This window comes from Cupriavidus sp. 22TCCZM01-5 (assembly GCF_057798915.1).
In genome coordinates, this window is sequence record NZ_JBYOJR010000015.1 from 56,647 (window position 1) to 80,298 (window position 23,652).

Consider the following 23,652-nt stretch of genomic DNA (forward strand, 5'->3'; position numbering starts at 1 on the left):
TGAGAAGCGCCCAGCCTTGCGGGCCGTCGTCCTTCGCCTCGCGGTACCGCCAGATGGCACCGCAGTCCGCGCAGCGGAATGTGCTCAGGGTGACCGTGGCCGCCCGCGGCATCCTGCGTCGCTGGGTATCCACGATGCGCAGTGCGCGGTGGCCAGCGATGCCGGGTGTGTCAGGGATCAGTGCGAGACAGTTTGCACAGAGCGACATACTGCCCCTCTTGCATTGGGGGAGGCTCACTGTAGCACGCATCACCGGCTTCGCTTGCACATCCGGCCTCGCGGGATCGCGTGAGGATGGCCACAGATGGCTTCGTATTGCAAAGGCTTTTCGCAAGTACTGTCGTACGGTTGCTATCCCCGGTAAATAAAGGCACTCCCGGCCTCACAAGAGGAGTAGAGTGGGCGATACACCGCAAACGCCCCGGAGCGTGTCATGGATGCTTACCCGACTGCCACTTACAAGGGGTATGACCTTTACCCTCTGGTCTACAGGCATACCGCGGAACGCGCCTGGCTGGAGCCCAGGCCAGATCGATCCTTCAACGCTGCAGTTGTGATCTGTCGCGAGGGCGGACAGCCCGAAGGCGAGACGGCGCGCACCTTCCGTCTTGATGCAACACCCTGGGACAACGTTGGCGCGGCACGGCGCGCAGTGCTTCGCTATGCCGAAGACATCATCAACGGTGCCATTCCCGGTCAATCCGTCGTCTCGCTCTGAGCGTAGTCGACGGGTGTTGTCAATCGCGCCCAAGAGGTCACAGGGCAACAGCGGCGCGAAGCCGCCTGGAGCGCCGGTACAACCATGAACAATGTCGCGGTATCGTCGAGCTTCCTGTGCACGCTGCCAGGCGCAGGCAAAGGGATTGCCTACCATGTTGCCGCGTGTTTTGCGTCAGCGGGACATCCGACCGGCGTCAGGTTCGCCAGCTTTGTCGGAGATGGCAGGCGTTCGTTCGGGGTGATGGTCGCGGCGGATTCGTCTCCGGACGCGATCCCACAGAATTGCGAGACACTATGCCGCCTGGCAATCGGGCAGGCGATCCGGGACCATCTCTACGAGAAGACGCGAGAGGGTGAGTCCGTGCTGGATCTGCAAGCCGTGCCATGGGAAGGCGAACTCAGGCCGGTAGGTGGCGGTGCACCGGGCCGCGCACGATAGGGCCTTCCCATGCAGCCATGCGTTGCGCTTTTCAGCGCTGGGGCTGCCCTTCAGATGCTGAATTCAGGACCGCCGTAGCGCGTCAGCAACGACTCGATCAGTGCCATATCCTGCGTTTGCGGCGTGCGGTCCTCGATGGCGCGCGACGGACCGCAGTAGGTTGCGGTCACGTGGCGGCGCACCGTCAAGACGCCAGCATCGGGCGGCGCGACCTCAACCGGCGCCCAGGGCGTGTGCCGGTAACTGCCGGCAATCCAGCCTGCGGGAGTCAGGTGCAATTCTTCCCATTCTTCGCTATTCGCCATGATCTATCTGCTCTCCAGTGGACGGGTTTGGTGAAGGTGGGTGCAGCGTGCCGGCATGAGGCCACGCTGCGCCCGTGTGTCAGTCGGTGATTCAAGTTGCCTGTGCTTGCCGGTGCGGCGAGCGCTGCGCGCGCATTCGCGCGGCGGCGCTTTCCCCGGCGCGGCGGGCGGCCTTTCGGGCTTCGGCTTCAGAGCGGTGCGTGCAATGCCGCATCGAGACGTTGGCCACGATGCGCTCGGCGCCATTCCGGTATTCGGCGATCATGTAGTTCGCAAACCAGACACCCGGTTGCTGTTGGATTGGATACACCGAAACGGTGAAGGGCGTGATGCTTGGGTTCATATTGTCTCCTGCTTGGGCGCGTTCGATCCTGGGGCAGCATCTTGCACGGCCTTGTGCCGCGCATGCCTGCCTGGCGAACCGGGTGCCGTTGATGAAGCGTCAGTGTCGCGTCCCGCGCAATGGCACGGGCGGCAGAACTGGCGCTGGAGGACCGTGCTTGCGCAAGCCGGCGCACCTGGTACATGCGCGAGCATTGCGGAGCGGACGTGCCGCCGGTCGGGTAGGGTTCTGGGCGGGTTGCCCTGAAGAATTCGGGTGTACGCCCGACAGGCCGCCGATATTGTTCGACCCATGAGGTCTGGCGGCCAGCACATTCAGGTCGACACCTGTCGATGAATGGCAATGAGGACCAATGATACCACTGTTGGCACATCCACTTCCTGGGAGCGCTTTGCCGCAGGAGAGTTGCCGGCCACGGGACCTACTGCCGGAACCGGTCGCACTGCACATTCATGGCGTGGCAGACCTCGCACCATCCGTCGGACCCGGGTGCCGGGGGCAGCGGGTCCGCCTGGCTGGCAGGCCAGGGCAGCGGCACAGTCGTGGAAGCGTCAGGGCGGCGGCCTGCGCACGCATAAGTGCGTACAGCCTCGCCCAACGCCTGCAGTCCGACGGGTTTCACCAGTACACCATCCATGCCGGCCTGTAGCGCGGCGTGGTGATCCTCGGGCACGGCACTGGCGGTGCAGCCGATCAACGGCACGCGTGCGAGTGTGTCGTTGCGCTCGCGCAGCGCCCGTGCAAACGCGAGTCCATCCATGACAGGCATGGCGCAGTCGCAGACCACCAGGTCGAACGGATCGGCCTGCCCGGGCTCGGGCGTGACCAGCCGTGCCAACGCTTCGCAACCGTCGGCGGCCGTGTCGACACGATGGCCCAGGTGTTCGAGCTGCCACTTCAGCAGCAGGCGGTTGGGGACATGGTCGTCGACAACCAGGACATGCAGGGAAGCGGTGGCCGCAGCGCAGTCAGGCGGCGCGGAAGGTGCACGTGCCGCTGGCGCGCAGGCCGTGGGTAGCCGCAAGTTGACCTGCACGCGCGTGCCGGAGCCGGGCTCACTGTCCAGGCGGATGCGGCCTCCCATGGCCGCGACCAGGCGGCGGCAGATCGCCAGGCCCAGTCCGGTACCGCCGGATTGGCGACGCGAGCGGTCGTGCGCCTGCTCGAACGCCTGGAACAGGCGGGCCTGGTCGGCCCGGGCAATGCCGATGCCGGTATCGGAGACTGTCAGTTCGATTTCCTGCCGGCCCGCGTGCACCGGGCCGCCCCGCAGGCGCACGCGTACCTCGCCCTGGTCGGTAAAGCGGATAGCGTTGGCAACCAGATTGCCGAGAATCTGCCGGAAGCGAAGCGGGTCGATCTTGTGCGCGGGCGCGATGCCCGCATCGATCACCGGCACCAGCGGCAATGGCTTCTGCGCGGCCACTGGCCCGAGCATCTGCAGCACTTCGTCCACCAGTCCCGGCAGGCTTGTGGGGACGGGATGGATGCGCAATTTGCCGGCTTCCATCTTCGACAGATCGAGAATGTCATCGATCAGCGCCAGCAGTGCCAGCGCTGAATCATGCGCGATGGAAAGCATGCGGCGGTCGTCGGGGGACAAACCAGGCCGTTCCAGGGTCAGCTCGAGCATGCCGGCCACGGCATTCATCGGCGTCCGGATTTCATGGCTGACCGAAGCGAGGAAGGTGGACTTGGCACGGCTGGCCGCTTCGGCACGGGCCTTGGCTTCGGCCAGTTGCGCCAGCATGTCGTGGCGCTCGGTCAGGTCCACCCAGCCGCCCGCCAGCGCGGTCACCGCCTCGCCGGGGCCGGGCAATGGCGCGACCCAGTTCAGCACGTGCCGTTTTGCTCCGTGGATGTGCAGGCAGCGGTCCTTGTTGAGCGGGCGGCCCGAAGCAATGACGTCGCGATAGTCTTCCGACAGCGCCTCGATGTCCTCGATCACGCCTGCCAGCTGTTCGGGGGCGTCCGGAGGCTGGCCGCGCAGCGAGGCCAGCGAAGCCCCGACCAGTTCCTCGTAGCGACGGTTGCACGTAATGAGCCGCTGATCGGCGTCGCGCACGTAGACGGGCTGCGGGATGCTGTCCAGCACTGCCGTATGAAGCGCCAGCCGCTGCCGCAGCCTTGCCGCGCACGCCTGGCTGCGTGCAAGCCGGCGCCGCAGCACGCGCAGGCGCGCAGCAAGCAGCGCGGACGCGAGCAGCAGTGGCAGGCACACGGCCAGCCAGAAGATTGGCGGGGGCAGGGCGGACAGCATCGAGGGTGCAGGCAACGGGCATGGAGGACCGCGCTGCATGGCGTTGCCGCCGCGGTGCGCGATCTCTACACACTCTATGGATGCCTGACTCGCTGCTGTTTCTGAATCGTCTGAGTTTATATGCGGAAATTTCCTATTTATTTGTGAGCCGCCCATGCCGAGGCGAGTGCCTGCCGGTCGCCGGTGCGTCGGGAAAAGCACCGCACAACGCTATCATTGTCCTGCGTGTTCCTTCCGCGATGGAGCTTCCGATGCCGACTGCGTTGACCGGCCTGCTGGCAGCCTGCCTGGTGCTGATGGGTGCCTGCCTGCTCCATATGTACCGGCGCCTGCGATCATTAGGCGGCCAGCGCGATGTGCTGGCCGCCATTGTCGACGCCGCGCCCTGCCCGATCGCCGCGCGCGACGAGGGTGGGCGTTTTGTCGTGATCAACGCGGCGCTGGAGACATTTCTTGGAACCGGCCGCGCGCAAATGCTGGAGCGGACCATGGCAGAGGCCGGCGTGGCGGGCAATATCATCGCGGCCGTGACGCCGCCGATCGAGCAAGCCCGGGCGTCCGGCCAGCGTGTCGACGCCACCTTGCGCGTGCGGGATGCCGCCGGCGTCTGGCACGACCTGCTGTTCGCCACCCAGCCGCTGCGCCTGCCGGATGGCGCCCAGGCCGGCACCGTCTCCGCAACGATCGACATCACGGACCGGCTCGCCGCGGAACAGGCCGCACACGATGCCAAGCGCATGCTCGACGAAATCGCCGATGCCTTGCCGGTGGCGTCGTTCCAGCTCTGCGCCGATCCCGACGGCCGGCACTGGTTCTCGTACTTCTCTGCCAAGGCCGAGCGGTACCGCGGCTGGTCCGCCGAGCGGCTGCTTGCCGTGGTCGACGGGCAGTATGCGTCGGTACTGCCCGACGACAGGCTGAAAATGGCGGAGGCTCTGCGCCGCTCCGCGGCCGCGCAGTCGGCGGCCCAGTTCGAGCTGCGCATCCTGGTCGAGGGTGAAACCCGCTGGCTGAGGCTGTTCGTGGGCGCACCCGTGCGCAGCGCATCGGGCCAGCTGCGCTGGAGTGGCTATGCCGGCGATGCCACGGACGAACACCGCCAGCTCGCCGCGCTGGCGGCGGCACGTGCCACGGCGGAAGAGGCGGCACAGGCCAAGGCGCGCTTCCTGGCCGCCATGACGCATGAGATCCGCACCCCGCTCGCCGCCGTCATCGGTGCGCTGGAATTGCTGCGCGGCAGCCCGATGAGCGCGCAGCAAGCCGCGGAGGTCACCCTGGCCGACAATGCCGCGCGTTTGCTGATGGAGATCCTTGGCGGCATCCTCGATTACTCCCGGCTGGAGGCCGGGCAACTGGAGCTGGAATCGCTGCCGGTCGAGCCGCGCGCGCTTGTGGAATCCGTGATGGCGGTACACCGGCCCGCCGTCACAGCCAAGGGGCTGGCGTTCGAGTTCGACGCCGATCCGCGCATCGCCCCGGCCTTGCACGGCGATCCCACGCGGCTCAAGGAGATCCTGCTCAACCTGATCGGCAATGCGGTCAAGTTCACGGCACAGGGCGGCATCACGGTGCGGCTGGCATTGCTGGAAGACCTGGGCGAGCGCCAGCGCGTGGCGCTCAGCGTTGCCGATACCGGTGTCGGCATCCCGCCCGCGCAGCAGGAACAGCTGTTTGCACCGTTTTCCCAGGCGGACAGCTCCATTTCGCGCCGCTTCGGCGGCAGCGGGCTGGGCCTGGCGATCTGCCGGCGTCTGGCTCAGGGCATGGGCGGCACGCTTACGCTCGACAGCGCGCCTGGCACGGGTACCACCGTCTCGCTGTGCGTGACGTTGCCGGTGGCTGAGCCCGTACCAGCGCCTGCGACCGGAGAAGCGGCCGTGCCGCAGCCTGCGCCGATCGACCCGCTCGGCGCGCGAAAGGCCATTCTGGTGGTGGAGGATTACCTGCCATTCCAGGTCATCATGCGCCGCCAGCTGGAAATGCTGGGCCAGGACTGTACCGTGGCGCCTGGCGCAGAATCAGCGCTGGAACTGCTGAGGCAGCAATCGTTTGCACTAGTGCTCACGGATTGCCAGCTACCCGGCATGGACGGTTTCGAGCTGGCGCGCCGGATCCGGGCCGCGGGGCCGGACGCCAATGCCGATGTGCCGATCGTCGCGCTGACGGCATCGGTCGGTACCGATGTCGCCCGGCAATGTCTGGAGGCGGGCATGGACGCATGCCTGTTCAAGCCTGTGCACGTGGAGGACCTGCGTGCCTGCATTGCCCGGTGGGCGCGTTAGGGCGCATCATGAGGTGACCGTGCGCAGGGCATCGCCGGCCCACATGATGCACAGGTGCGCGTCGCGGTACCTACCGCGCTTTTGGCGCCGAATCGGGAAAAGTCGTACTGGCACTCGGAAATTTCCTGCCCCCGTGAGGAAAAATGCTGAACACAATAATGCGCCAGACAATAAATGCCTGCGAATGCCATCAGCGGGCAATGCCATTAGAGATGGAGTGCTTGCGTGGTCACAATCCTTATCGTCGACGACCACCCCGCAGTGCGGGTCGTGCTGAAGACGCACCTGTCGCAGGTCCTCGGCGTGACGCATGTCCTGGAGGCGGACAATGGGCAGGCTGCCATCGAGATAGTGCGCCAGTATGCGCCCGATGTCGTGATCCTCGACCTGGACATTCCGCGCATCAACGGTCTGGACGTCATCCCGCGGCTCAAGGCCATCCAGCCGAACGTACGCGTCCTGGTGATCTCGGGCCAGGACCAGAGCACCTTTGCCCCGCGTGCCCGGCAGGCCGGCGCGAATGGTTATGTCAGCAAGACCCAGGAGCTGCCGGAGATCGTCCGCTGCGTGGAATCCGTGCTGGCCGGCTACTCGGTCATGCCGGAGGTTGGCAACGGACGCGCCGAAGACCTGGACGAGGCGCGCCGGCTGGGCAGCCTGTCCGACAAGGAGCTGGTGATCATGCAGATGCTGGCCAAGGGCATGTCCAACAAGCAGATTGGCGAGGTGCTGTTCATTTCCAACAAGACCGTCAGTACGCACAAGACCCGCATCATGGAAAAGCTGGGCGCGCGTTCGCTGGTCGATGTGATCGATTTCGCCCGGCGGCACCATATCGCCATCGGGTGACAAAGGACTGCCATGCCTGATGCATTCGTCCTGGCCCAGTCGGGCAGCGCCTGGAGCGAGTTGCTGGCGCAATGGCTTGGCGACGCGGGCTTGTCGGCGCAATGCGTGACGGCTGCCGAGGCCGATGCGGTACTCGCCGCCGCCGTGCCGCGCCTGATCGTCGGCGCGCCGGACATAGTCGCCACGTCGTTGCTGCAGCGCGCACGCCGGGATGGAGCGCTGCTGGTCTGCGTAGGCCAGGCGCAGCCGGACTTCTGCGACGATGTTCTGGCCGAGCCAGTCACCGAGGAAGCCGTATTCCGCCTGTTGGCCAGGCACGGCTACGTGGCCATTTCAGGCAGCGAGCGCGCTGGCCTGGCCGATGCCATTGCGCGCCAGACCTTTGGCGACCCCGCACTTGCCGCCGAACTGGTGCAGGCGTTGGCGACCGCAACGGAATCCGACCTCGAGAGGCTGCAGGCGGAAGGCGACAGCCTGGAAAGCCTGGGCAGCGTGGCGCACCGCGTCAAGGCAGCGGCACACCTTGCCGACTGCCAGGGCTTTCAGCGGCTCTCGCAAAGGATGGAGAACGCAGCCCGCAGCGGCGATGCCGGGCTGGCAGGGGCGGTGGCCGCGATTTTCACGCCGACCGCCCGCGAATTCCACGCCATGCTGGTTGCCGGAGCAGGTGGATAACCGGAATCCTGCAAGGCAGAGTACTGCTACCTTTCCGAGCACAAGGTACTGATGCGCGTGTACAGCGCGCGCCGCAACATCCTGCTGGCCCGGCGCACGTTCGCGCATTCCGGCCCGGTGCGCCTGCACTGGGAGCGCGGCGTGCTGAGATCTTCGATCCCGGCGCTGTCGACGGCAAGGGCAGGCTGGTGCTGCCGCCGACCTTGCGTGAGCGCTTGCTGGCCCGCCTCCCCTGAGCGGTACCTGGCGCTATCAAGGCGCGGCTATTTGCCTATGCTGGATGACAGGATCACAGCCGCTACTGCCGCCCGGCGGTAGCAAGAAGGGGGCCGCCATGCTGATTCCAACCGTGCAACGTCCCGCCCGCGAAGTCATCGAGGCGTACCGGGGGCTGCTGCAGATGTACGACTCTGTCACCTGCGCATTGTCTGACTGCATGGGGCGCTTCGGCGCCATGTCGGCGGCCATGCGGCCGGTCTTCGAACCCGTGTCGTTCGCCGGGCCTGCGATCACCGCGCGCACGCTGGCTTCCGACCTGGCCGCGCCGCTCAAGGCCATTGACGTGAGCGAGGCCGGCGACGTGGTCGTGGTCGATGCGCATATGGCTGCCAGCACGGCATTCTGGGGCGAGAACATGACCCTGTCGGCGATGAACCGCGGCGTGGTCGCCGCCGTCGTCGATGGTGCCTGTCGCGATGTCACGGAGATCCGCCGGCTTCGCTTCCCGGTGGTATGCCGCGGTATCGTGCCCAACGTGGCGGCAGTGGCCGGATATGGCGAGGTGAACGTGCCGGTGCAATGCGGCGGCATCGCGCTGAACCCGGGCGACATCGTGGTGGGGGACGAGAACGGCGTGGTCGTGGTGCCGCAGGCGCGTGCGCAGGAGATCCTGCAAAAGGCCGAGCAGTTGCTTGAGACCGAGCATGTGCTCCAGGAAAAGCTGCGTGCCGGGGGCGGAACCGTGGGCGAGTTGATCGGCGTGGACGAGGTCTTTGCCGCCACCTTTGCCTACCAGCAGCGGGCGACTCGCTGAGTACCGCCGTCAGCCCGGTGCTGCGGGATCGCGGCATCGGATAGCGCTTTGGAAGCCTGGGCATGCGACACTTGCGGGCACTTCGCCTGGCCGCGTGCGGCTTCCCAATATCGGAGCAGAGGCTTCTGCCTGCGTTGGCGGCTTTGTGCCCTCGCGGCCGGGCACGGCTGGAACACGAAAACTTCACATCAGGACAAGGCATGCATCGACGCGATTCCGGACGTGACCCGATCGTCAGGGCAAACAGGCAGGGCGGTGCGCTGCTCTGCGGGACGATCAGGGCGCCGATCCTGAATCAGGGTCGGGCAAGCGCTGGCCTTGCGGCGGGCCGCGGCATCAAACGCGTGCGGGACAGGGCGGCGGCGTCGCCCGGCCACCGGCTGCCGGGAGCCGCCCGGTGAGTGGCAAGCCGCAGCGATACCAGGGCGACTACGTCGCCTGGACCGGTGGCTGCCTGTTCATCGGTTCAGGGGGCGGCCCCGTGGCGCCGCACGCGCATTACGCGATCCAGCTGGTGATCGGGGCCCCGTCGGGTCTTCGGGTCCAGTCCGGCCATCGCGGGCAACCGATGCTTTGCCAGGGCGCGCTCGTGCCATCCCGCGCGGTGCACAGCATAGATGTCTCGTCGTGCGACTGGAGCGCGGTGCTGTTCATCGAGCCGGAGACACGCGAGGGTCGCGCGCTGTCGGCGCGGATGGACGGGCAAGTGGAGCTGTTGGGCGAAGCGGTGCTGGCGGGCGTGCTGTCCCGGCTGGAGCACGCCTGGCGAATGACCAGGACCGTGGAGGCGGTACAGGACGTCGCGCGGGCATTGGTGGGCTCGCTGTCGCGGACCATCCCGCACGTGCCGTCGGATCCACGCGTGCTGAAGGCGATCGAGCATCTCCGGGCGCATCGCGGCGAGCCACCGAGCCTGGAGGACGTGGCTGCGGTCGTGCACCTGTCGGCCAGCCGGTTTCGCCATGTCTTTGTCGAGCAGACCGGGATGCCGCTGCGGACCTACCAGCTCTGGCGCCGGTTGCTGAAGGCCTGGGAAATCCTCATGGAGGGCGACAACCTCGCGAATGCCGCCCACGCTGCGGGGTTTGCGGACTCGGCGCACCTGTCGCGCACCTGCCGCACCATGTTCGGCCTGGCCCCCTCGGCCATGCAGATGAGGGGGCCGCTGAGCGAGCGGCTGCGCGCCTCGTCCTCCTACCTCGGCTGATCGACCGCGCCGGACAGGGTGCCGAGAAATGCCACCAGGTCCTCGACGTCGCGCGGTGACAGCCGCACAGCCTGGCGCTGTCCCGGTGCCTCGCCAGGGCGCGCCAGTTCGCTTCGCCCGACCACGGCGTCTGGCGCTTCCACATAGTGCCGGACCACGTCCCGCAGCGTTGTGATCTGCCCGGCGTGCATGTACGGCGCGCGCTCCGCGACGTTGCGCAGGCTCGGCGTGCGGAACGCGCCAAGATGCGCAGGGTCGTCTTTCGCCAGGAAATTCAGCTCGCCACATTGTTCGGGCTTTGCGTCGCTGTATGGGCCAAGGCAATTGAACTCGTCACGGAGCAGCTTTGTAATCGCGTCGGCACGCCCGCGGTCGGGATGCCCCGGATCCAGCGGCGGGACGCCCGTGTTGTGGAAGGCATGGTCGCTGAGCATCGGGCCGTTGTGGCAGGTGATGCACTGGCCCTTGCCCAGGAAGAGCCGCAGTCCGCGTACCTCCTGGACAGTCAGCACATCCTGGCCGCGCGGGTCCGCGGCGAGGGTGGACCCGACATAGCGGTCGAAGCGCGAAGGGCCATATTGCACGCGGCTTTCATAGGCGGCAATGGCCTTGCCCATATTGGCGAAGACGCGGTTCACCTGCTGCTGTGTGGCGGGCGGCAGGGCCGCCCAGGCCGCACGCTCGTCCTCCGTGCCGAGCGGCGAGGCGTCCGGCGCAAGCGCTGGCATTGCCGGCAGCGGCCCGAAGACCTGCTCATACTGCGCGGCGTAGTGCGCCTGCATGATCCGGACAAACCGTACCCGGTTGCCGCCGTGTTCGGCGGCGTCCTCCATCGGCCCCAGCGCCTGCGACCACAGGCTGTCCTTGCGGCCATCCCAGAACAGGAACGGCGCTCCCGCCGCACCCATCACCGGCATGGTCCGCCGTTTGCCGGTCCCGAGGCCCTGGCCCAGTGGCCGTCCATCTTCGAACTGCGCGGCGGGCGCGTGGCAGCTTGCGCACGAGACATGGCCATTGCGGCTCAGGCGCGGATCATTGAACAATGCCCGGCCCAGACTGGCCGCGTTGCCGCTGCGCTCGTGGATATTGGATGGGTCGGCAGGGCGCGGCCCCGCTTGTGCGAGCTGCATGGTGGCCAGTGTCTGCAGGTCTTCCGGCACCCAGGCGTCGCGCAGTGCCGCCTGCGGTGCCGGCGTCGACACGCCCGCCGCGATAGCCATGGCCACCGGCACGCCCGCGAGTGCCATGCCGGCCTTGATGCCGAGCGTCTTCACGGGCGCTGCGACCGGGGGTCGATGACAATATTGAAGGCGACCTGATCCGGTCCGGGCTCCGCGCGAATGCCAAGCTTGAGGTCCCACCAGCCGCTCATGCTGAACTTCATGCCTTCGAGCAGGTAGGTGCCGTCGTCGACTTCGTGCGTCACCCGCGGCTGCGTCGGGTAGCCGTGGCCGTGCTGCGGCATGCCGCCTGCCACCGAGAATTGCGCGCCTCGCACGGGATGGCCGTCGGGCGTCGTCAACCGGACCTTCCAGCTATGCATCTGGTTGACCGCGGGGGACGGCGTCGGCGCGACGATCGCGACCTGGTAGCGGCCGCCGTCGGAGGACTTGTCGCGGGACAGGTCGAGGTCCTGGGGCGGGGTGGTGCAGCCGTAGCCGGCAAGAAGGATGGAGAACATTGCTAACGTGCGAACCATCATGCGTTCCTGAAAAGAGTGTTTCGGTCCGCAGATTTTTCCGCACGCGTGCTCCCCGGCGCTTGAACGAAGAGGCTGATTCCGCAGCCTTTTCGTTCAAGCCGGGCGTTCGCTTGTTGCCGCAGGAACGATGGGATCGCAATGCAGCGCGGGTGCCGTCAGTCCCCCGCAAACATCCCGCCGATGATGCGTCCCATCTCGTGCCGGCGCGCCACCGGCATGCGTGAAGCGGCCGACACAATGCTGATGGCAGCCTCGGCGTGCATGGCCATGGGCAGCGCATAGCCCACGCCGGCCACGCCGTCGGCGCCGGCGAGCGCGGAGCCGCACGTGCGGCTGCGTTCCACGCCCCGCATCAGCTTCATCAGGCTCAGGCCGCCGGCTTCGTACTCGGCGCGGTGACGTTCGTAGTGCGCACGGACAGCGTCATCGTCCAGCCGCGCGAGCAAGGCCATGCTGCCGGTACCCTGGCCCAGCAGGCGCGAGCTGCCGGTCAGCATATGGAAGGACTTGATGCGGTGGCTGCCTTGTTCGGTATGCAGGCAGTGGCCATGGTCGCCGATGCGCACGATCAGGAAGACCGCGTCGCCGGTCAGGCGCGCGAGCGCCTTCATCTTGGTCACGAGTGCGCTGCCGGGCGGGGGGCGGTTCATCGCGCGCAGGCCGAGCGACATGGCCGTGGTGCCCAGGAACAGGCGTTTGCTGCCCGATTCCCGTTCGATGTAGCCGGCAGCCTCCAGGAAGCGCGCCATGCGGTGCGCCGTGGTGCGGTCGATCTCCGCCTTGATGGCCAGGTCCGCCAGGGTTAACCCCGTGTCGTGATGCTCGGCCAGCAGTTCCAGCAGGGCGAAGGCACGTGTGAGGCTCTGGACGCCGTTGGGCGTGGATGGCTTGGCAGGCATGCGCGGCGGGCTCCCGGCGGCGGAGCATTGGGTTGGGCGTGCACATTATGCACAAACTGAGCGGTTGAGGTTGTCCCGCGCGACGCGGTGGTTTGCAATCGGCCCATCATGCAAACCGAGCAAATCAAGCCAACCAAGCCAGCGCCATGATTCCCATCGAGACCCGCATCGACCCGTCTTCCGACTCGTTTGCCAGCCAGCGCACCGGCACACAGGCCCTGATCGAGCGTCTGCGCAGCCTGGAGCAGCGTGCGGTGGTCGCCTCCGAGCGCGCCGGTGCGGCCTTTGCCAAACGTGGCGCGCTGCTGCCGCGCGAGCGCATCGGCCGCCTGCTCGACGCCGGCGCGCCCTTCTTGCCGATCGCCAGCCTGGCAGGCTTCGGCATGGACGACCCGAACCCCGACACGTCGATCCCGGGCGGTTCGCTCGTGGCCGGCATCGGCATCGTCTGCGGCGTACGCTGCATGGTGCTGGCCACCGATTCCGGCATCGACGCCGGGGCCATGACCGAGGCCGGCAATATGAAGCTGATGCGCTGCCAGGAGATCGCGCTGGAGAACCGGCTGCCGTTCATCCACCTGGTCGAGTCGGCCGGCGCCAACCTGCGCAAGTACCGCGTGGACAAGTTCATCCGCGGCGGCAGCATCTTCTACAACCTGGCGCGCCTGTCGGCGGCAGGGCTGCCGGTGATCACCGTGGTGCACGGCTCGTCCACCGCAGGCGGCGCCTACATGCCAGGCCTGTCGGACTACGTGGTCATGGTGCGCAATCGTGCCCGCGCATTCCTGGCCGGCCCGCCGCTGCTCAAGGCCGCCACCGGCGAGGTCGCGACGGATGAGGAACTGGGCGGTGCCGAGCTGCACGCCACCGTCAGCGGCCTGGCCGAATACCTGGCCGAGGACGACGAGCACGCGATTGCCACGGCGCGCGACATCGTGGCCAGCCTCGACTGGCCGGACGTGTCGCCGGCGCCGGCACAGCCGGTGCGTGCGCCGCGCCAGGACCCGGCCGAGCTGGATGGCGTGATGACGCTGGACATGAAGCGCCCCGTCGACATGCGCGAGGTGATCGCGCGCATCGTCGACGATTCCGCGTGGCTGCCGTTCAAGCCCGACTACGGCCCTGGCACCGTGTGCGGCCACGCGCGCATCGAAGGCCACGCCGTCGGCTTCATCACCAACAACGGCCCGATCGACCCGGCCGGCGCGACCAAGGCCGCGCAGTTCATCCAGCTATGCAACCAGTCGGGCACGCCGATCGTGTTCCTGCAGAACACCACCGGCTTCATCGTCGGCCGCGCATCGGAAGAGGCGGGCATGATCAAGCATGGCGCGAAGATGATCCAGGCCCTGTCCAACTCGAGCGTGCCGCAGGTCACGATCTACTGCGGCTCGTCGTTCGGCGCGGGCAACTTCGGCATGTGCGGCCGCGGCTTTCACCCGCGCTTCTGCTTCTCGTGGCCCAATGCGCGCACCGCGGTGATGGGCGGCGAGCAGGCTGCCATGACGCTGGAGATCGTGGCGCGCCAGCAGGCCGAGCGCAAGGGGACGACGGTCGATGAAGCCCAGCTCGCGGCGCAGACCGCCGAGATCGTCGCCAACTTCGAACGCCAGGCCAGCGCCTTCGTCACCAGCGGCCTGCTGCTGGACGATGGCGTGATCGACCCGCGCGATACGCGTGCCGTGCTGGCCTTCGTGCTGGCCACCGCGCGTGAAGCGAACCTGCGCCAGCCGCGCGCCGTGCAGTTCGGCGTAGCCCGCTTGTAAGCGGCCTGCAGCGACACCACGACCCTGCGACACTGCAACGAAATCAAGCCAACAAGAATTCCTGGAGACCAGCATGCTTTACACCGAAGACCACCGCAACATCATGGACAGCATCCGCCGCTTCGTGACGGCGGAGATCGATCCGCACGTCGACGAGTGGGAAGCCGCGGAGATTTTTCCGGCGCATGAGCTGTTCAAGAAGATGGGCAACCTCGGCTTCCTGGGCATTACCAAGCCGGTCGAGTATGGCGGCCTGGGCCTGGATTTCTCCTACGCCATCGCCGCGGCCGAAGCGCTCGGCTATGCACGCGCCCAGGGCGTCGGCATGGGCGTGGGCGTGCAGACCGACATGGCCACGCCCGCCCTGACCGCGTTCGGCTCCGATGCGCTCAAGCGCGAATTCCTGGCGCCCGCCATTTCCGGCGACATGGTGTGCTCGATCGGCGTATCGGAAGCGGGGGCGGGCTCCGATGTGGCCTCGCTCAAGACGCGCGCGCGCCGCGATGGCGACGACTACGTCATCAGCGGCTCGAAGATGTGGATCACCAACGGCACCCAGTCCGACTGGATCTGCCTGCTGTGCAACACCTCCGACGGCCCGGCGCACAAGAACAAGTCCCTGATCGTGGTGCCGCTCAAGGAAGATGGCAAGCGCGCGAAGGGCGTGGAAGTGCAGAAGATCAAGAAGTTCGGCATGTGGTGCTCGGACACCGCGCAGATCTTCTTCGACGAAGTGCGCGTGCCGGTGCGCAACCGCATCGGCGAAGAGGGCATGGGCTTCATCTACCAGATGAAGCAGTTCCAGGAGGAACGCCTGAACGGCGCCGCGCGCCGCCTGGCCTGCACCGCGCTGATCGAGGAAACCGCCGACTACCTGCGCCAGCGCATCGCCTTCGGCAAGCCGCTGCTGGACAACCAGTTCATCCAGTTCAAGCTGGCCGAACTCAAGACCGAGATGGAGGCGCTGCGCGCGCTGGTCTACGTGGCCACGCAGACCTATATCGACGGCGGCGAGGTCACCGAGCTGGCGTCGATGGCCAAGCTCAAGGCCGGGCGCCTGTCGCGCGAGGTCGCGGACTGGTGCATGCAGTTCCAGGGCGGCATGGGCTACACCTGGGACAACCATGCCTCGCGCGCTTATCGCGACTTCCGCCTCGGTTCGATTGGCGGCGGCGCCGACGAGGTCATGCTGCAGGTCATCGCCAAGCAGATGGGCCTGATGTCGCGCGGCTGAGCGCAGCTCCGACCATCCTCAACGACATACTGCCATGCCAGATACCTCGCAGAACGACGGCGTGATCGTGCGCCGCGCCGGCGGCGTCCTGTTCGCCACGCTGAACATCCCCGCCACGCGCAACGCGCTCGCGCCCGAAGTCGTGGCGGCGCTGGCCGGCGCCATGGAACAGGCGGAGTCCGACCCTGAAATCCGTGCACTGGTGCTGCGCGGCGCCGGCGGCATCTTCAGCGCCGGCGGCAACGTCGGCAATTTCCAGGCGCGCCTGCAGGCGGACGCCAGCCAGGAAGACCCGGTCGCCACGCGCAACCGCCAGTTCGGCTATTTCATGGAGCGCCTGTCGGTGCTGCCGGTACCCGTGATCGCCGCCGTGGACGGCGCGGCCATGGGCGGCGGCATGGGCCTGGCGTGCGCGGCGGACATCGTGCTGGCTACGCGCGATGCGCGTTTCGCGCTGTCGGAGACGACGCTGGGCATCATCGCCGCGCAGATTGCGCCGTTCGTGGTGCAGCGCCTGGGCGCCGTGGCCGCGCGGCGGCTCGGGTTGACCGGCGAGCGGGTCAGTGGCCAGTCGGCGGTGGCCATCGGTCTGGTCGACCAGCTTGCGGACGACAGCGCCGAGCTGGACGCGCTGATTGCCGAATGGCTGACGCGCATTGGCCGCTGCGGGCCGCAGGCCAACCGCGTGTTCAAGACGCTGGTGGGCCGCTGTGGCCAGCCACTCTCGTCACTCTCGCCGCTGCTGGACGAGGCCTCGCGCCTGTTCGCGCAATGCATGCGGCGCGAAGGCGCCGAAGGCGTGGCGGCTTTCCGCGAGAAGCGCGACGCGAACTGGGTGGCGCGCTTTGATGCCGATACCGTGCGCGCCGCGCAGGCCATCGCCTGAGACTTCAAAGAGATTCACGGGATTTCCTCATGTCTGCTAACTGCCGACCCTTCCATACGCTGCTTGTCGCCAACCGCGGCGAGATTGCCGTGCGCATCATGCGTACCGCGCGCCGCCTCGGCCTGGCCACGGTGGCAGTCTATTCCGAGGCCGACCGGCACAGCCCGCACGTGGCCTGCGCCGACCGCGCCGTATGCATTGGTCCCTCCGCACCGCGCGAGTCGTACCTGAATATCGCGGCGATCATCGACGCCGCGCGCAGGAGCGGCGCGGACGCCGTGCACCCCGGCTACGGCTTCCTGGCCGAGAACGCCGAATTCGCCGAAGCCGTGGTGGCCGCGGGCCTGGTCTTTGTCGGTCCGCCGGGGCAGGCGATTCGTGCCATGGGCAACAAGGCCGAGGCCAAGCGCCTGATGCTGGCCGCCGACATGCCGTGCGTGCCCGGCTACCAGGGCAGCGCGCAGGACGATGCCACGCTGCTCGCCCAGGCTGGCCAGATCGGCTTCCCGATGATGGTGAAGGCTGCCGCCGGCGGGGGCGGGCGCGGCATGCGGCTGGTGCGCGATGCCGCGGCGTTGCCCGCCGCGCTGGCCAGCGCCCGCTCCGAAGCGCAGACCGCGTTCGGCTCGGGCGAGCTGATCCTGGAGCGTGCGGTAATGGCGCCGCGCCACGTGGAAATCCAGGTGTTCGCCGACACCCACGGCAACGTGATCCACCTTGGCGAACGCGACTGCTCGGTGCAGCGACGGCACCAGAAGGTCATCGAAGAGGCGCCGTCGCCGGCAGTGGGCTCTGCGCTGCGCGCGCGCATGGGCGACGCCGCCGTGCGCGCCGCGCGTTCGATCGGCTACGTCGGTGCGGGCACCATGGAGTTCCTGCTCGATGGCGATGGCAATTTCTACTTCATGGAGATGAACACGCGCCTGCAGGTCGAGCATGCGGTCACCGAAGCGATCACCGGTTTCGACCTGGTCGAGTGGCAACTGCGCGTGGCGGCTGGCGAGCCGCTGCCGGTCACGCAGGACGAAGTGCGGCTGAAGGGCCACGCGATCGAAGTCCGGCTCACGGCCGAAGACGTGCCCGCCGGCTTCCTGCCGCAGGGCGGGCCGTTGATGCGCTGGCGCCCGCCGGCTTCGGGCCGCGATGTGCGCGTGGATCACGCGCTGGAAGAGGGCGGCGCGATTCCCACCCACTACGACTCGATGGTGGCCAAGCTCGTGGCGCACGGCGCCGACCGCGAAGAAGCGCGGCGCAAGCTGCTGCGCGCGGTGGAAGACTGTGTGCTGCTGGGCGTGCCGTCCAACCAGGCGTTCCTGGCCGACTGCCTGGCAAGTCCGGCCTTTGCCGGCAACGACGTCCACACCGGCTTTGTCGAGACGCATATGCAGGCCGCGCTGCAGGCCACGGTGCCGCCGCGGCACGTGGCGGCGAGCGCCGCGCTGGCCGTCGCAGGAGTGCTGGACGGCGGCAGCCAGCCGGCTGCGCTGGCACGCACAGCGGCCAGCGTTGCGCTGGATGCGGCGGGGCAAGGATGGCAGGCCATGCTGCGTGCCGCGGGCGACGGCTGGCATGTCAGCCTGCGCGAGCGCGACGGCGATGCGCCGGCCGAAGCCTGCATGGTGCGCGTGCTGCGTGCCGATCCGCAGGCCGGCACCGCGCTGGTGGAGTGCGACGGCGTCGCGTACCCGCTGGTGTTCGCCGCGGACAAGCATGCGCTGCACCTGTTCCAGGCCGGCCGCGCGTGGAAGTTCCAGCGCCATGACCCGCGCCGCCGCCGCGACGCCGGCGATGCCGATGGCCTGCTGCAGGCGCCGCTGACCGCGCGCATCGTGGCCGTGCACGTCGCCGAAGGCGAGCGCGTGGCGGCCGGCCAGCCGCTGGTGGTGCTGGAAGCCATGAAGATGGAGCACATCATTGCCGCGCCGTTTGCGGGCGTGGTGGCTGAACTGGCGGCGCGCACGGGCGGGCAGGCCAGCGCCGGGGCGCTGCTGGCCCGTGTCGAAGCGGATGCTGACAAGGAGGCCGCATGACCGATACCGCCAGGACCATCCGCATTGGCGGCGCCTCGGGCTTTTGGGGCGATTCCGCGATTGCCACGCCGCAACTGCTGACAGTGCCGGGCATGCAGTACCTGGTCTATGACTACCTGGCCGAGACCACCATGTCCATCCTGGCGCGCGCCCGCGCGAGGGATGCGGCGCTGGGCTACGCCACGGACTTCGTGAACGCCGCGATGGCCCCGAACCTTGGCGAGATCCTGCGCCGCGGCATCCGTGTGGTCGCCAACGCCGGTGGCCTGAATCCGCAAGCCTGCCGCGACGCTCTGCTGAAGGCAGCCGCCCAGCAGGGTTTGTCGCCGCGCATCGCCGTGATCACGGGCGACGACGTGCAGGCGCAGTTCGCGCAATGGTGCGGGCAGGGCCTGACGGACCTGGACGGCCAGCCGGTGCCGACCACGGAGCCGTGGTCCGCGAACGTCTACACCGGCGCGCAGGCCATCGCGCGCGCGCTGGCGCTTGGCGCGGACATCGTCATCGCCGGACGCTGCGTGGACAGCGCCGTGGTGGTCGGCGTGCTGGCCCACGAGTTCGAATGGGACTGGACCGACTGGGACCGCCTGGCGGCAGGCACGCTGGCCGGCCATGTCATCGAGTGCGGTGCCCAGGCCACGGCCGGGCTCTTCACCGACTGGCAGCGCGTGCCCGACTGGGATCGCATGGGCTATCCGGTCATCGATTGCGCGCACGACGGCAGCTTCATGCTCGGCAAGCCGGAAGGCACCGGCGGGCTGGTCGATCCGGCGGCCGTGGCGGAGCAGGTCTTGTATGAGGTGGGCGATCCCGCCAACTACCTGATGCCCGACGTCACCTGCGACTTCCGCGCGGTGCGCACCGAACTGGCGGCACCGGGCCAGGTGCGCGTGTGGGGCGCGCGCGGCCGTGCGCCGGGCAGCCACTACAAGGGCAACGCGACCTGGCAGGACGGCTACCAGATCAGCCTGATGATGGCGATCCGCGGCATCGATGCCCCCGCCAAGGCGCGCCGCACGGCCGATGCGCTGCTGAAGCGCACGCGCGACATGCTGGCCGCGCGCGGGCTGCCGGACTACAGCGAGACCATTGTCGAGTTGCTTGGCTGTGAGTCGCAGTACGGGCCTCATGCGCGCGACCTGCCGACGCGCGAGGTGGTCCTGCGTATCGGCGCACGCCATCAACAGGCCAGGGCACTGGGCTTCCTGCAGCGCGAATGCTCGTCGGCCGGCACGTCGATGGCGGCGGGCACACGCTCGTCGTTTTCGGGGCGGGTCGACATCCAGCCGGTGGTCAAGGTCTTTTCCTTCCTCGTACCGAAGGCCGATGTGCCGATGCGCGTGGGTTTCGAGGGTGGCGAGGTCGTGCTGGCCAATGCCGCGCAAAGCGGCGATGCCGGGCCGCCCGCGGCCATCGACATGCCCGTGCCGCAGCCGCTGCCCGCCGGACCGCGCGTCGAGCGCCCGCTGGTCGCGCTGGCCTACGCACGCAGTGGCGACAAGGGCGACGACGAAAACATCGGCGTGATCGCGCGGCGGCCGGAGTACCTGGCGCTGCTGCGCGAACAGATGACGCCGCAGGCCGTGCAGGCGTACTTCGCCCACCTCGTGCATGGGGAGGTCGAGCGTTTCGAAGTGCCCGGCCTGCATGCGCTGAACTTCCTGATGCATGGCGCGCTGGCCGGCGGCGGTGTCGCAAGCCTGCGCTCCGACCCGCTTGGCAAGAGCTACGCGCAGATGCTGCTCGATTTCCCGATTTCCGTGCCGCAGGGCTGGGTACAGGATGCGGGCCACTGACTGACTGAACCGACGCGCCGGCAACAGGCGCCCATCCGACAAGGAGGAGACATGACGCAACACAAGCCCAACGGGCGCATCCGCAGGCTGCTGGGGCTTGGCCTGTTCGCCGGCCTGGTCGCCGGCGCGATGCCGGCCTTTGCGCAGGGCGACAACTGGCCGAATCATCCGGTGCGCGTGGTCGTGCCCTACACGCCGGGCGGCGTTTCCGATGCCGTCACGCGGCTCGTGATGCAGAAGCTGGCCGAGCGCATCGGCCAGCCGGTGGTGGTGGAGAACCGCCCCGGCGCCAATGGCATGATCGGCTCGGACAACGTAGCCAAGTCCGCGCCGGATGGCTACTCGCTGCTGGTCGTGGTGGCGGCGCACGCGATCAACCCGAGCCTGTATCCGCGCATGAGCTATGACCCGGTCAGGGACCTGACCGGCGTCAGCCTGATCGGCCGCATTCCGCTGCTGCTGGTGTCGAGCGCGCAACTGCCGCCTGCCAGCGTGAAGGAACTCGTGAGCTGGGGCAAGGCTCATCCGGATAAGATGACCTTTGCTTCGAGCGGCAACGGCTCGGGTGCCCATCTGGCCGGCGAACTGTTCGCGCAGGCCACGGGCGTGAAGATGGTCCATGTCCCGTACAAGGGCATCTCCCCGGCCCTGCCTGACCTGTTCTCGGGGCAGGTTGCCATCATCTTCGACTCGGTGCAGACCATGATGCCGCAGGTGAAGGCCGGCAAGGTGCGCGCGCTGGCGATCTCCAGCCCGACGCGCTGGCCGGCCGCGCCGGACGTGCCGACCATGGCCGAGGCCGGTTATCCGTCCGTGACGGCCAGCAGCTGGATCGGCCTGATCGCGCCGGCCAAAACGCCGCCTGCGGTGCTGGCGAAGATCTCCGCGGAGATGGATGCCGTGCTGCGCCAGCCGGAGGTCCGGACCCGCTTGATCGAATACGGCATCAACCCCGTCGGCGGCAAGGCCGATCAGTTCCAGGCCTTCATCAGGGAGGAGTCGGTGCGCTGGGGCGAGGTGGTAAGGAAGGGCGGCGTGAAAGTGGAGTAAAGGCCGGGCCGCTATAAGTGGTGATGCGTGCCGGACGATGCCTGCGGAGGCGGTGGCGGCGTGAGGTCGGCACTGCAGCTCGGCGATTCCGCATCGTGCGTATGCGTATGCGGATGAAGCGCCCCTGGCACGTTCTGGCTTTCCAGGCCGTTGTGCGACAGCCACAGCGCGGTGGTGCTGGCCGCGCGGTCGATCAGTTCGCCGCAGCGCGAGTAGTCATAGGGCGAGATATCGAGCGGGCAAAGCGGGGGCACCACAGAAATATGCGCGTAGCTGCCCCAGTGCTGCAGGTCGTGCACGAGCTGGCGCGCGACGAGCAGGGAGAGCGCGTTAAACGCGTGCTCCAATGCCCCGCGCGGCGGGCGCCGCTCGGAACACGTGAAGCCTGCCGGCAGCACGATCACGCGCGTGGCGCCGAGCCGCACCGCAGTCGAAACCGGGGTGTTGTTCGCCACGCCGCCATCGATCAGCGTGCGTCCCTCGAACTGCACCGGCGGGAAGACGCCGGGAATGGCTGCACTGGCCAGCACCGCGTCGACAATGGCGCCACTGGAGAGCAGGACCTCCGCGCCGCTCTGCATGTCGGTGGCCACGACGTGCAGCGGCAGCGCGGCATTTTCCACGCGTGCATCGCCGAAATTCCGGCTTAGCAGCGCACGCAGGCCGAATGCGTCCACCAGGTAGCCGCGGCTGCCGCCGAGCATGCCCAGTACGCTGCGCCATGACCACGGCATGATTTCCGTGCGGCGGATTGCGCGCCAGAGTTGTTCCAGCCGTGCCGCGCCATCGCGCCCGGGATTGCAGGCGAAGTAGGCGCCATTGATGGCACCGGCCGAAGCACCGATCACCAGGTCGGGAGTCAGGCCCGACGCTACCAGTTCACGCAGCATGCCGACCTGGATCGCGCCCAGGCTGCCGCCGCCGGCAAAGACGAAAGCGGTTTTTTCCATGATATGGGTCCGGCGCATATCCGCGCTGGTTGGTGGAAGTCGTCCTGAGCAAAGCTTAGGCGACACCGAAGCGGGTGGCGCGACTGGCCGCTCGAAAATCCCACGGCAGGTGGCTCGCATCTGCTTAGCGGATGCTGGTCGGGAAACCGCGTCCGGGCCGATTGTGCAATTAACTGACGTGACTGTACTTCCACCTTTAAGGCGACCTCTTGTGCGAGGTCGCTGCAGCCCGTGGGGCGAACGCCTGACCTTATGCACCGCACGACAGTAAAGTCGCCGCACTGATCCGACGCCAAAGTTACGGAGAACCAGGAGAAGTCAGTTCGGCAGGGGGGGACAACGACGGTGCAGCGCGGATGCTTTAGTCGTGGACGTAATTGCCTGTGCCGTAGACCTTCTCGCACCATCCGGAACTTGCACCGAGAAGCCTGGACAGCTTTGCGGCCGCGACCAATTGCACCCGTGCGATCTCGGTGCGATCCGCGGCCTGCAAACGCGTGGCGGGGCCAGATAGTGTGAGCGAGGCCATGAACTTGTCGCCGGCGCCGAACAGCGGTGTCGCGAAAGCGGCGGTGTAGAGGTCCCGCACACCAGCGGTAAACCATGGCAGCGCCTCGTCGCGTTTTGCCGCTTGCTCTTCCTTTCCCCAGTACTTGAGCACGGAACCGATTGCGGTGTCGTCCAATGGCAGGATCGTGCCGGGCAATCGCGTCTCCCGCAAACCTTCGCTGGGCTCGGCGCGATAGAGGCACATGCGCTGCTCGTCGCCGTGGAGCACGTAGTACGACGCGCTTTCCTTGGTCGCCAATGCCAGCTCTTGCAGCACGGGCTCGATGATCGAGCCGAGCTGGAACGACTGCTCGTAAAGCTTGCCGAGATAGAGCAGGCGCGGCCCAAGTGCGTAGCGGCCATCGGCCGTGCGCACCACATAGCTCATCCGCTCAAGCGAATTCAGCAGACGGAAGACTGTCGTCTTGTGCATGCCGGAGGCATTGGAGAGTTGCGCAAGCGACTGAATCTCGGCGCCAAGTCGGAAGCAGTCCAGCAAGCCGAGCGCCTTTTCGACTGCGGCCACCCCATGGTTACTCATCGTTTGTCCTCGTACGAATTTCGATGATTGTACTGTGTACAACGTCATTTTGCAGAGTACAGGGGTAAACGCCAAGTGGAACGACGACCTTAACGGACTATAGTTGCCTCATATTTATGAAACGTCGTTGTACAAC

21 protein-coding genes are annotated in these 23,652 nt (G+C 67.5%); 13 read left to right on the forward strand and 8 right to left on the reverse strand.

Translation table 11 applies throughout. The annotated features are described in order from the left end of the window. Positions 1–433: 433 nt before the first annotated feature. The gene (locus tag AC3FNH_RS15935) at positions 434–718 is read left to right on the forward strand and encodes a hypothetical protein (protein WP_276101784.1); all 285 of its coding nucleotides are present in this window, start codon (positions 434–436) and stop codon (positions 716–718) included. A gap of 84 nt (positions 719–802) precedes the next feature. Further along, a complete protein-coding gene (locus AC3FNH_RS15940; RefSeq protein WP_276101783.1) occupies positions 803–1,159 on the forward strand; it encodes a hypothetical protein in 357 nt (118 codons plus the stop codon). Between the two features lie 50 nt (positions 1,160–1,209). On the opposite strand, the gene AC3FNH_RS15945 is transcribed toward AC3FNH_RS15940, so the two are convergent. From AC3FNH_RS15945 to AC3FNH_RS15955, 3 genes are all read right to left on the reverse strand, one after another. After that, entirely contained in the window at positions 1,210–1,464 is a 255-nt protein-coding gene (locus AC3FNH_RS15945) for a translation initiation factor 1 (RefSeq protein WP_488720713.1), read from the reverse strand. A 91-nt stretch (positions 1,465–1,555) separates the two neighbouring features. Continuing rightward, complete coding sequence (locus AC3FNH_RS15950; protein WP_488720714.1) at positions 1,556–1,807, reverse strand: isochorismatase; 252 nt, start codon at positions 1,805–1,807, stop codon at positions 1,556–1,558. A gap of 421 nt (positions 1,808–2,228) precedes the next feature. Next, a complete protein-coding gene (locus AC3FNH_RS15955) occupies positions 2,229–4,067 on the reverse strand; it encodes an ATP-binding protein (protein ID WP_488720715.1) in 1,839 nt (612 codons plus the stop codon). A 251-nt stretch (positions 4,068–4,318) separates the two neighbouring features. On the opposite strand from AC3FNH_RS15955, the gene AC3FNH_RS15960 reads away from it, so the two are divergent. The 5 genes from AC3FNH_RS15960 to AC3FNH_RS15980 all read left to right on the forward strand — a co-directional run bounded on the left by AC3FNH_RS15960 (position 4,319) and on the right by AC3FNH_RS15980 (position 10,113). Further along, positions 4,319–6,349: a hybrid sensor histidine kinase/response regulator gene (locus AC3FNH_RS15960; RefSeq protein WP_488720716.1), complete on the forward strand. Its 2,031-nt coding sequence runs from the start codon at positions 4,319–4,321 to the stop codon at positions 6,347–6,349. 225 nt (positions 6,350–6,574) lie between these two features. Then, entirely contained in the window at positions 6,575–7,198 is a 624-nt protein-coding gene (locus AC3FNH_RS15965) for a response regulator (protein ID WP_488720717.1), read from the forward strand. Positions 7,199–7,210: 12 nt separating this feature from the next. Further along, on the forward strand, positions 7,211–7,873 hold the full coding sequence (locus AC3FNH_RS15970) for an Hpt domain-containing protein (RefSeq protein ID WP_488720718.1): 663 nt from the start codon (positions 7,211–7,213) through the stop codon (positions 7,871–7,873). Positions 7,874–8,207: 334 nt separating this feature from the next. After that, complete coding sequence (locus tag AC3FNH_RS15975; RefSeq protein WP_276101776.1) at positions 8,208–8,906, forward strand: RraA family protein; 699 nt, start codon at positions 8,208–8,210, stop codon at positions 8,904–8,906. A 397-nt stretch (positions 8,907–9,303) separates the two neighbouring features. After that, positions 9,304–10,113, forward strand: a complete 810-nt coding sequence (locus AC3FNH_RS15980; RefSeq protein WP_488720719.1) for a helix-turn-helix domain-containing protein — start codon at positions 9,304–9,306, stop codon at positions 10,111–10,113. Here the strand turns inward: AC3FNH_RS15980 and AC3FNH_RS15985 are convergent. The 3 genes from AC3FNH_RS15985 to AC3FNH_RS15995 all read right to left on the reverse strand — a co-directional run bounded on the left by AC3FNH_RS15985 (position 10,101) and on the right by AC3FNH_RS15995 (position 12,714). Beyond that, positions 10,101–11,387 (reverse strand): cytochrome-c peroxidase, encoded by a 1,287-nt coding sequence (locus AC3FNH_RS15985; RefSeq protein WP_488720720.1) that lies wholly within the window; start codon positions 11,385–11,387, stop codon positions 10,101–10,103. The genes AC3FNH_RS15980 and AC3FNH_RS15985 overlap by 13 nt on opposite strands. Next, positions 11,384–11,794: a FixH family protein gene (locus AC3FNH_RS15990; RefSeq protein ID WP_488720721.1), complete on the reverse strand. Its 411-nt coding sequence runs from the start codon at positions 11,792–11,794 to the stop codon at positions 11,384–11,386. The genes AC3FNH_RS15985 and AC3FNH_RS15990 overlap by 4 nt, the downstream gene beginning before the upstream one ends. A 176-nt stretch (positions 11,795–11,970) precedes the next feature. Further along, positions 11,971–12,714: an IclR family transcriptional regulator gene (locus AC3FNH_RS15995; protein WP_488720722.1), complete on the reverse strand. Its 744-nt coding sequence runs from the start codon at positions 12,712–12,714 to the stop codon at positions 11,971–11,973. Positions 12,715–12,860: 146 nt separating this feature from the next. On the opposite strand from AC3FNH_RS15995, the gene AC3FNH_RS16000 reads away from it, so the two are divergent. The 6 genes from AC3FNH_RS16000 to AC3FNH_RS16025 all read left to right on the forward strand — a co-directional run bounded on the left by AC3FNH_RS16000 (position 12,861) and on the right by AC3FNH_RS16025 (position 21,476). Further along, positions 12,861–14,480, forward strand: a complete 1,620-nt coding sequence (locus AC3FNH_RS16000; protein ID WP_488720723.1) for an acyl-CoA carboxylase subunit beta — start codon at positions 12,861–12,863, stop codon at positions 14,478–14,480. A 73-nt stretch (positions 14,481–14,553) separates the two neighbouring features. Then, positions 14,554–15,714 (forward strand): acyl-CoA dehydrogenase family protein, encoded by a 1,161-nt coding sequence (locus AC3FNH_RS16005; RefSeq protein ID WP_488720724.1) that lies wholly within the window; start codon positions 14,554–14,556, stop codon positions 15,712–15,714. A gap of 34 nt (positions 15,715–15,748) precedes the next feature. Further along, positions 15,749–16,600 (forward strand): enoyl-CoA hydratase/isomerase family protein, encoded by an 852-nt coding sequence (locus AC3FNH_RS16010; protein ID WP_488720725.1) that lies wholly within the window; start codon positions 15,749–15,751, stop codon positions 16,598–16,600. A gap of 29 nt (positions 16,601–16,629) precedes the next feature. Beyond that, entirely contained in the window at positions 16,630–18,630 is a 2,001-nt protein-coding gene (locus tag AC3FNH_RS16015; protein WP_488720726.1) for an acetyl/propionyl/methylcrotonyl-CoA carboxylase subunit alpha, read from the forward strand. Beyond that, on the forward strand, positions 18,627–20,426 hold the full coding sequence (locus tag AC3FNH_RS16020) for an acyclic terpene utilization AtuA family protein (RefSeq protein WP_488720727.1): 1,800 nt from the start codon (positions 18,627–18,629) through the stop codon (positions 20,424–20,426). The genes AC3FNH_RS16015 and AC3FNH_RS16020 overlap by 4 nt, the downstream gene beginning before the upstream one ends. Positions 20,427–20,477: 51 nt before the next feature. Next, positions 20,478–21,476 (forward strand): tripartite tricarboxylate transporter substrate binding protein, encoded by a 999-nt coding sequence (locus tag AC3FNH_RS16025; RefSeq protein WP_488720728.1) that lies wholly within the window; start codon positions 20,478–20,480, stop codon positions 21,474–21,476. 11 nt (positions 21,477–21,487) lie between these two features. On the opposite strand, the gene AC3FNH_RS16030 is transcribed toward AC3FNH_RS16025, so the two are convergent. Further along, positions 21,488–22,426, reverse strand: a complete 939-nt coding sequence (locus AC3FNH_RS16030; protein WP_276101765.1) for a patatin-like phospholipase family protein — start codon at positions 22,424–22,426, stop codon at positions 21,488–21,490. A 361-nt stretch (positions 22,427–22,787) separates the two neighbouring features. Next, on the reverse strand, positions 22,788–23,516 hold the full coding sequence (locus AC3FNH_RS16035; protein ID WP_276101764.1) for an IclR family transcriptional regulator: 729 nt from the start codon (positions 23,514–23,516) through the stop codon (positions 22,788–22,790). Positions 23,517–23,652 lie beyond the last annotated feature (136 nt).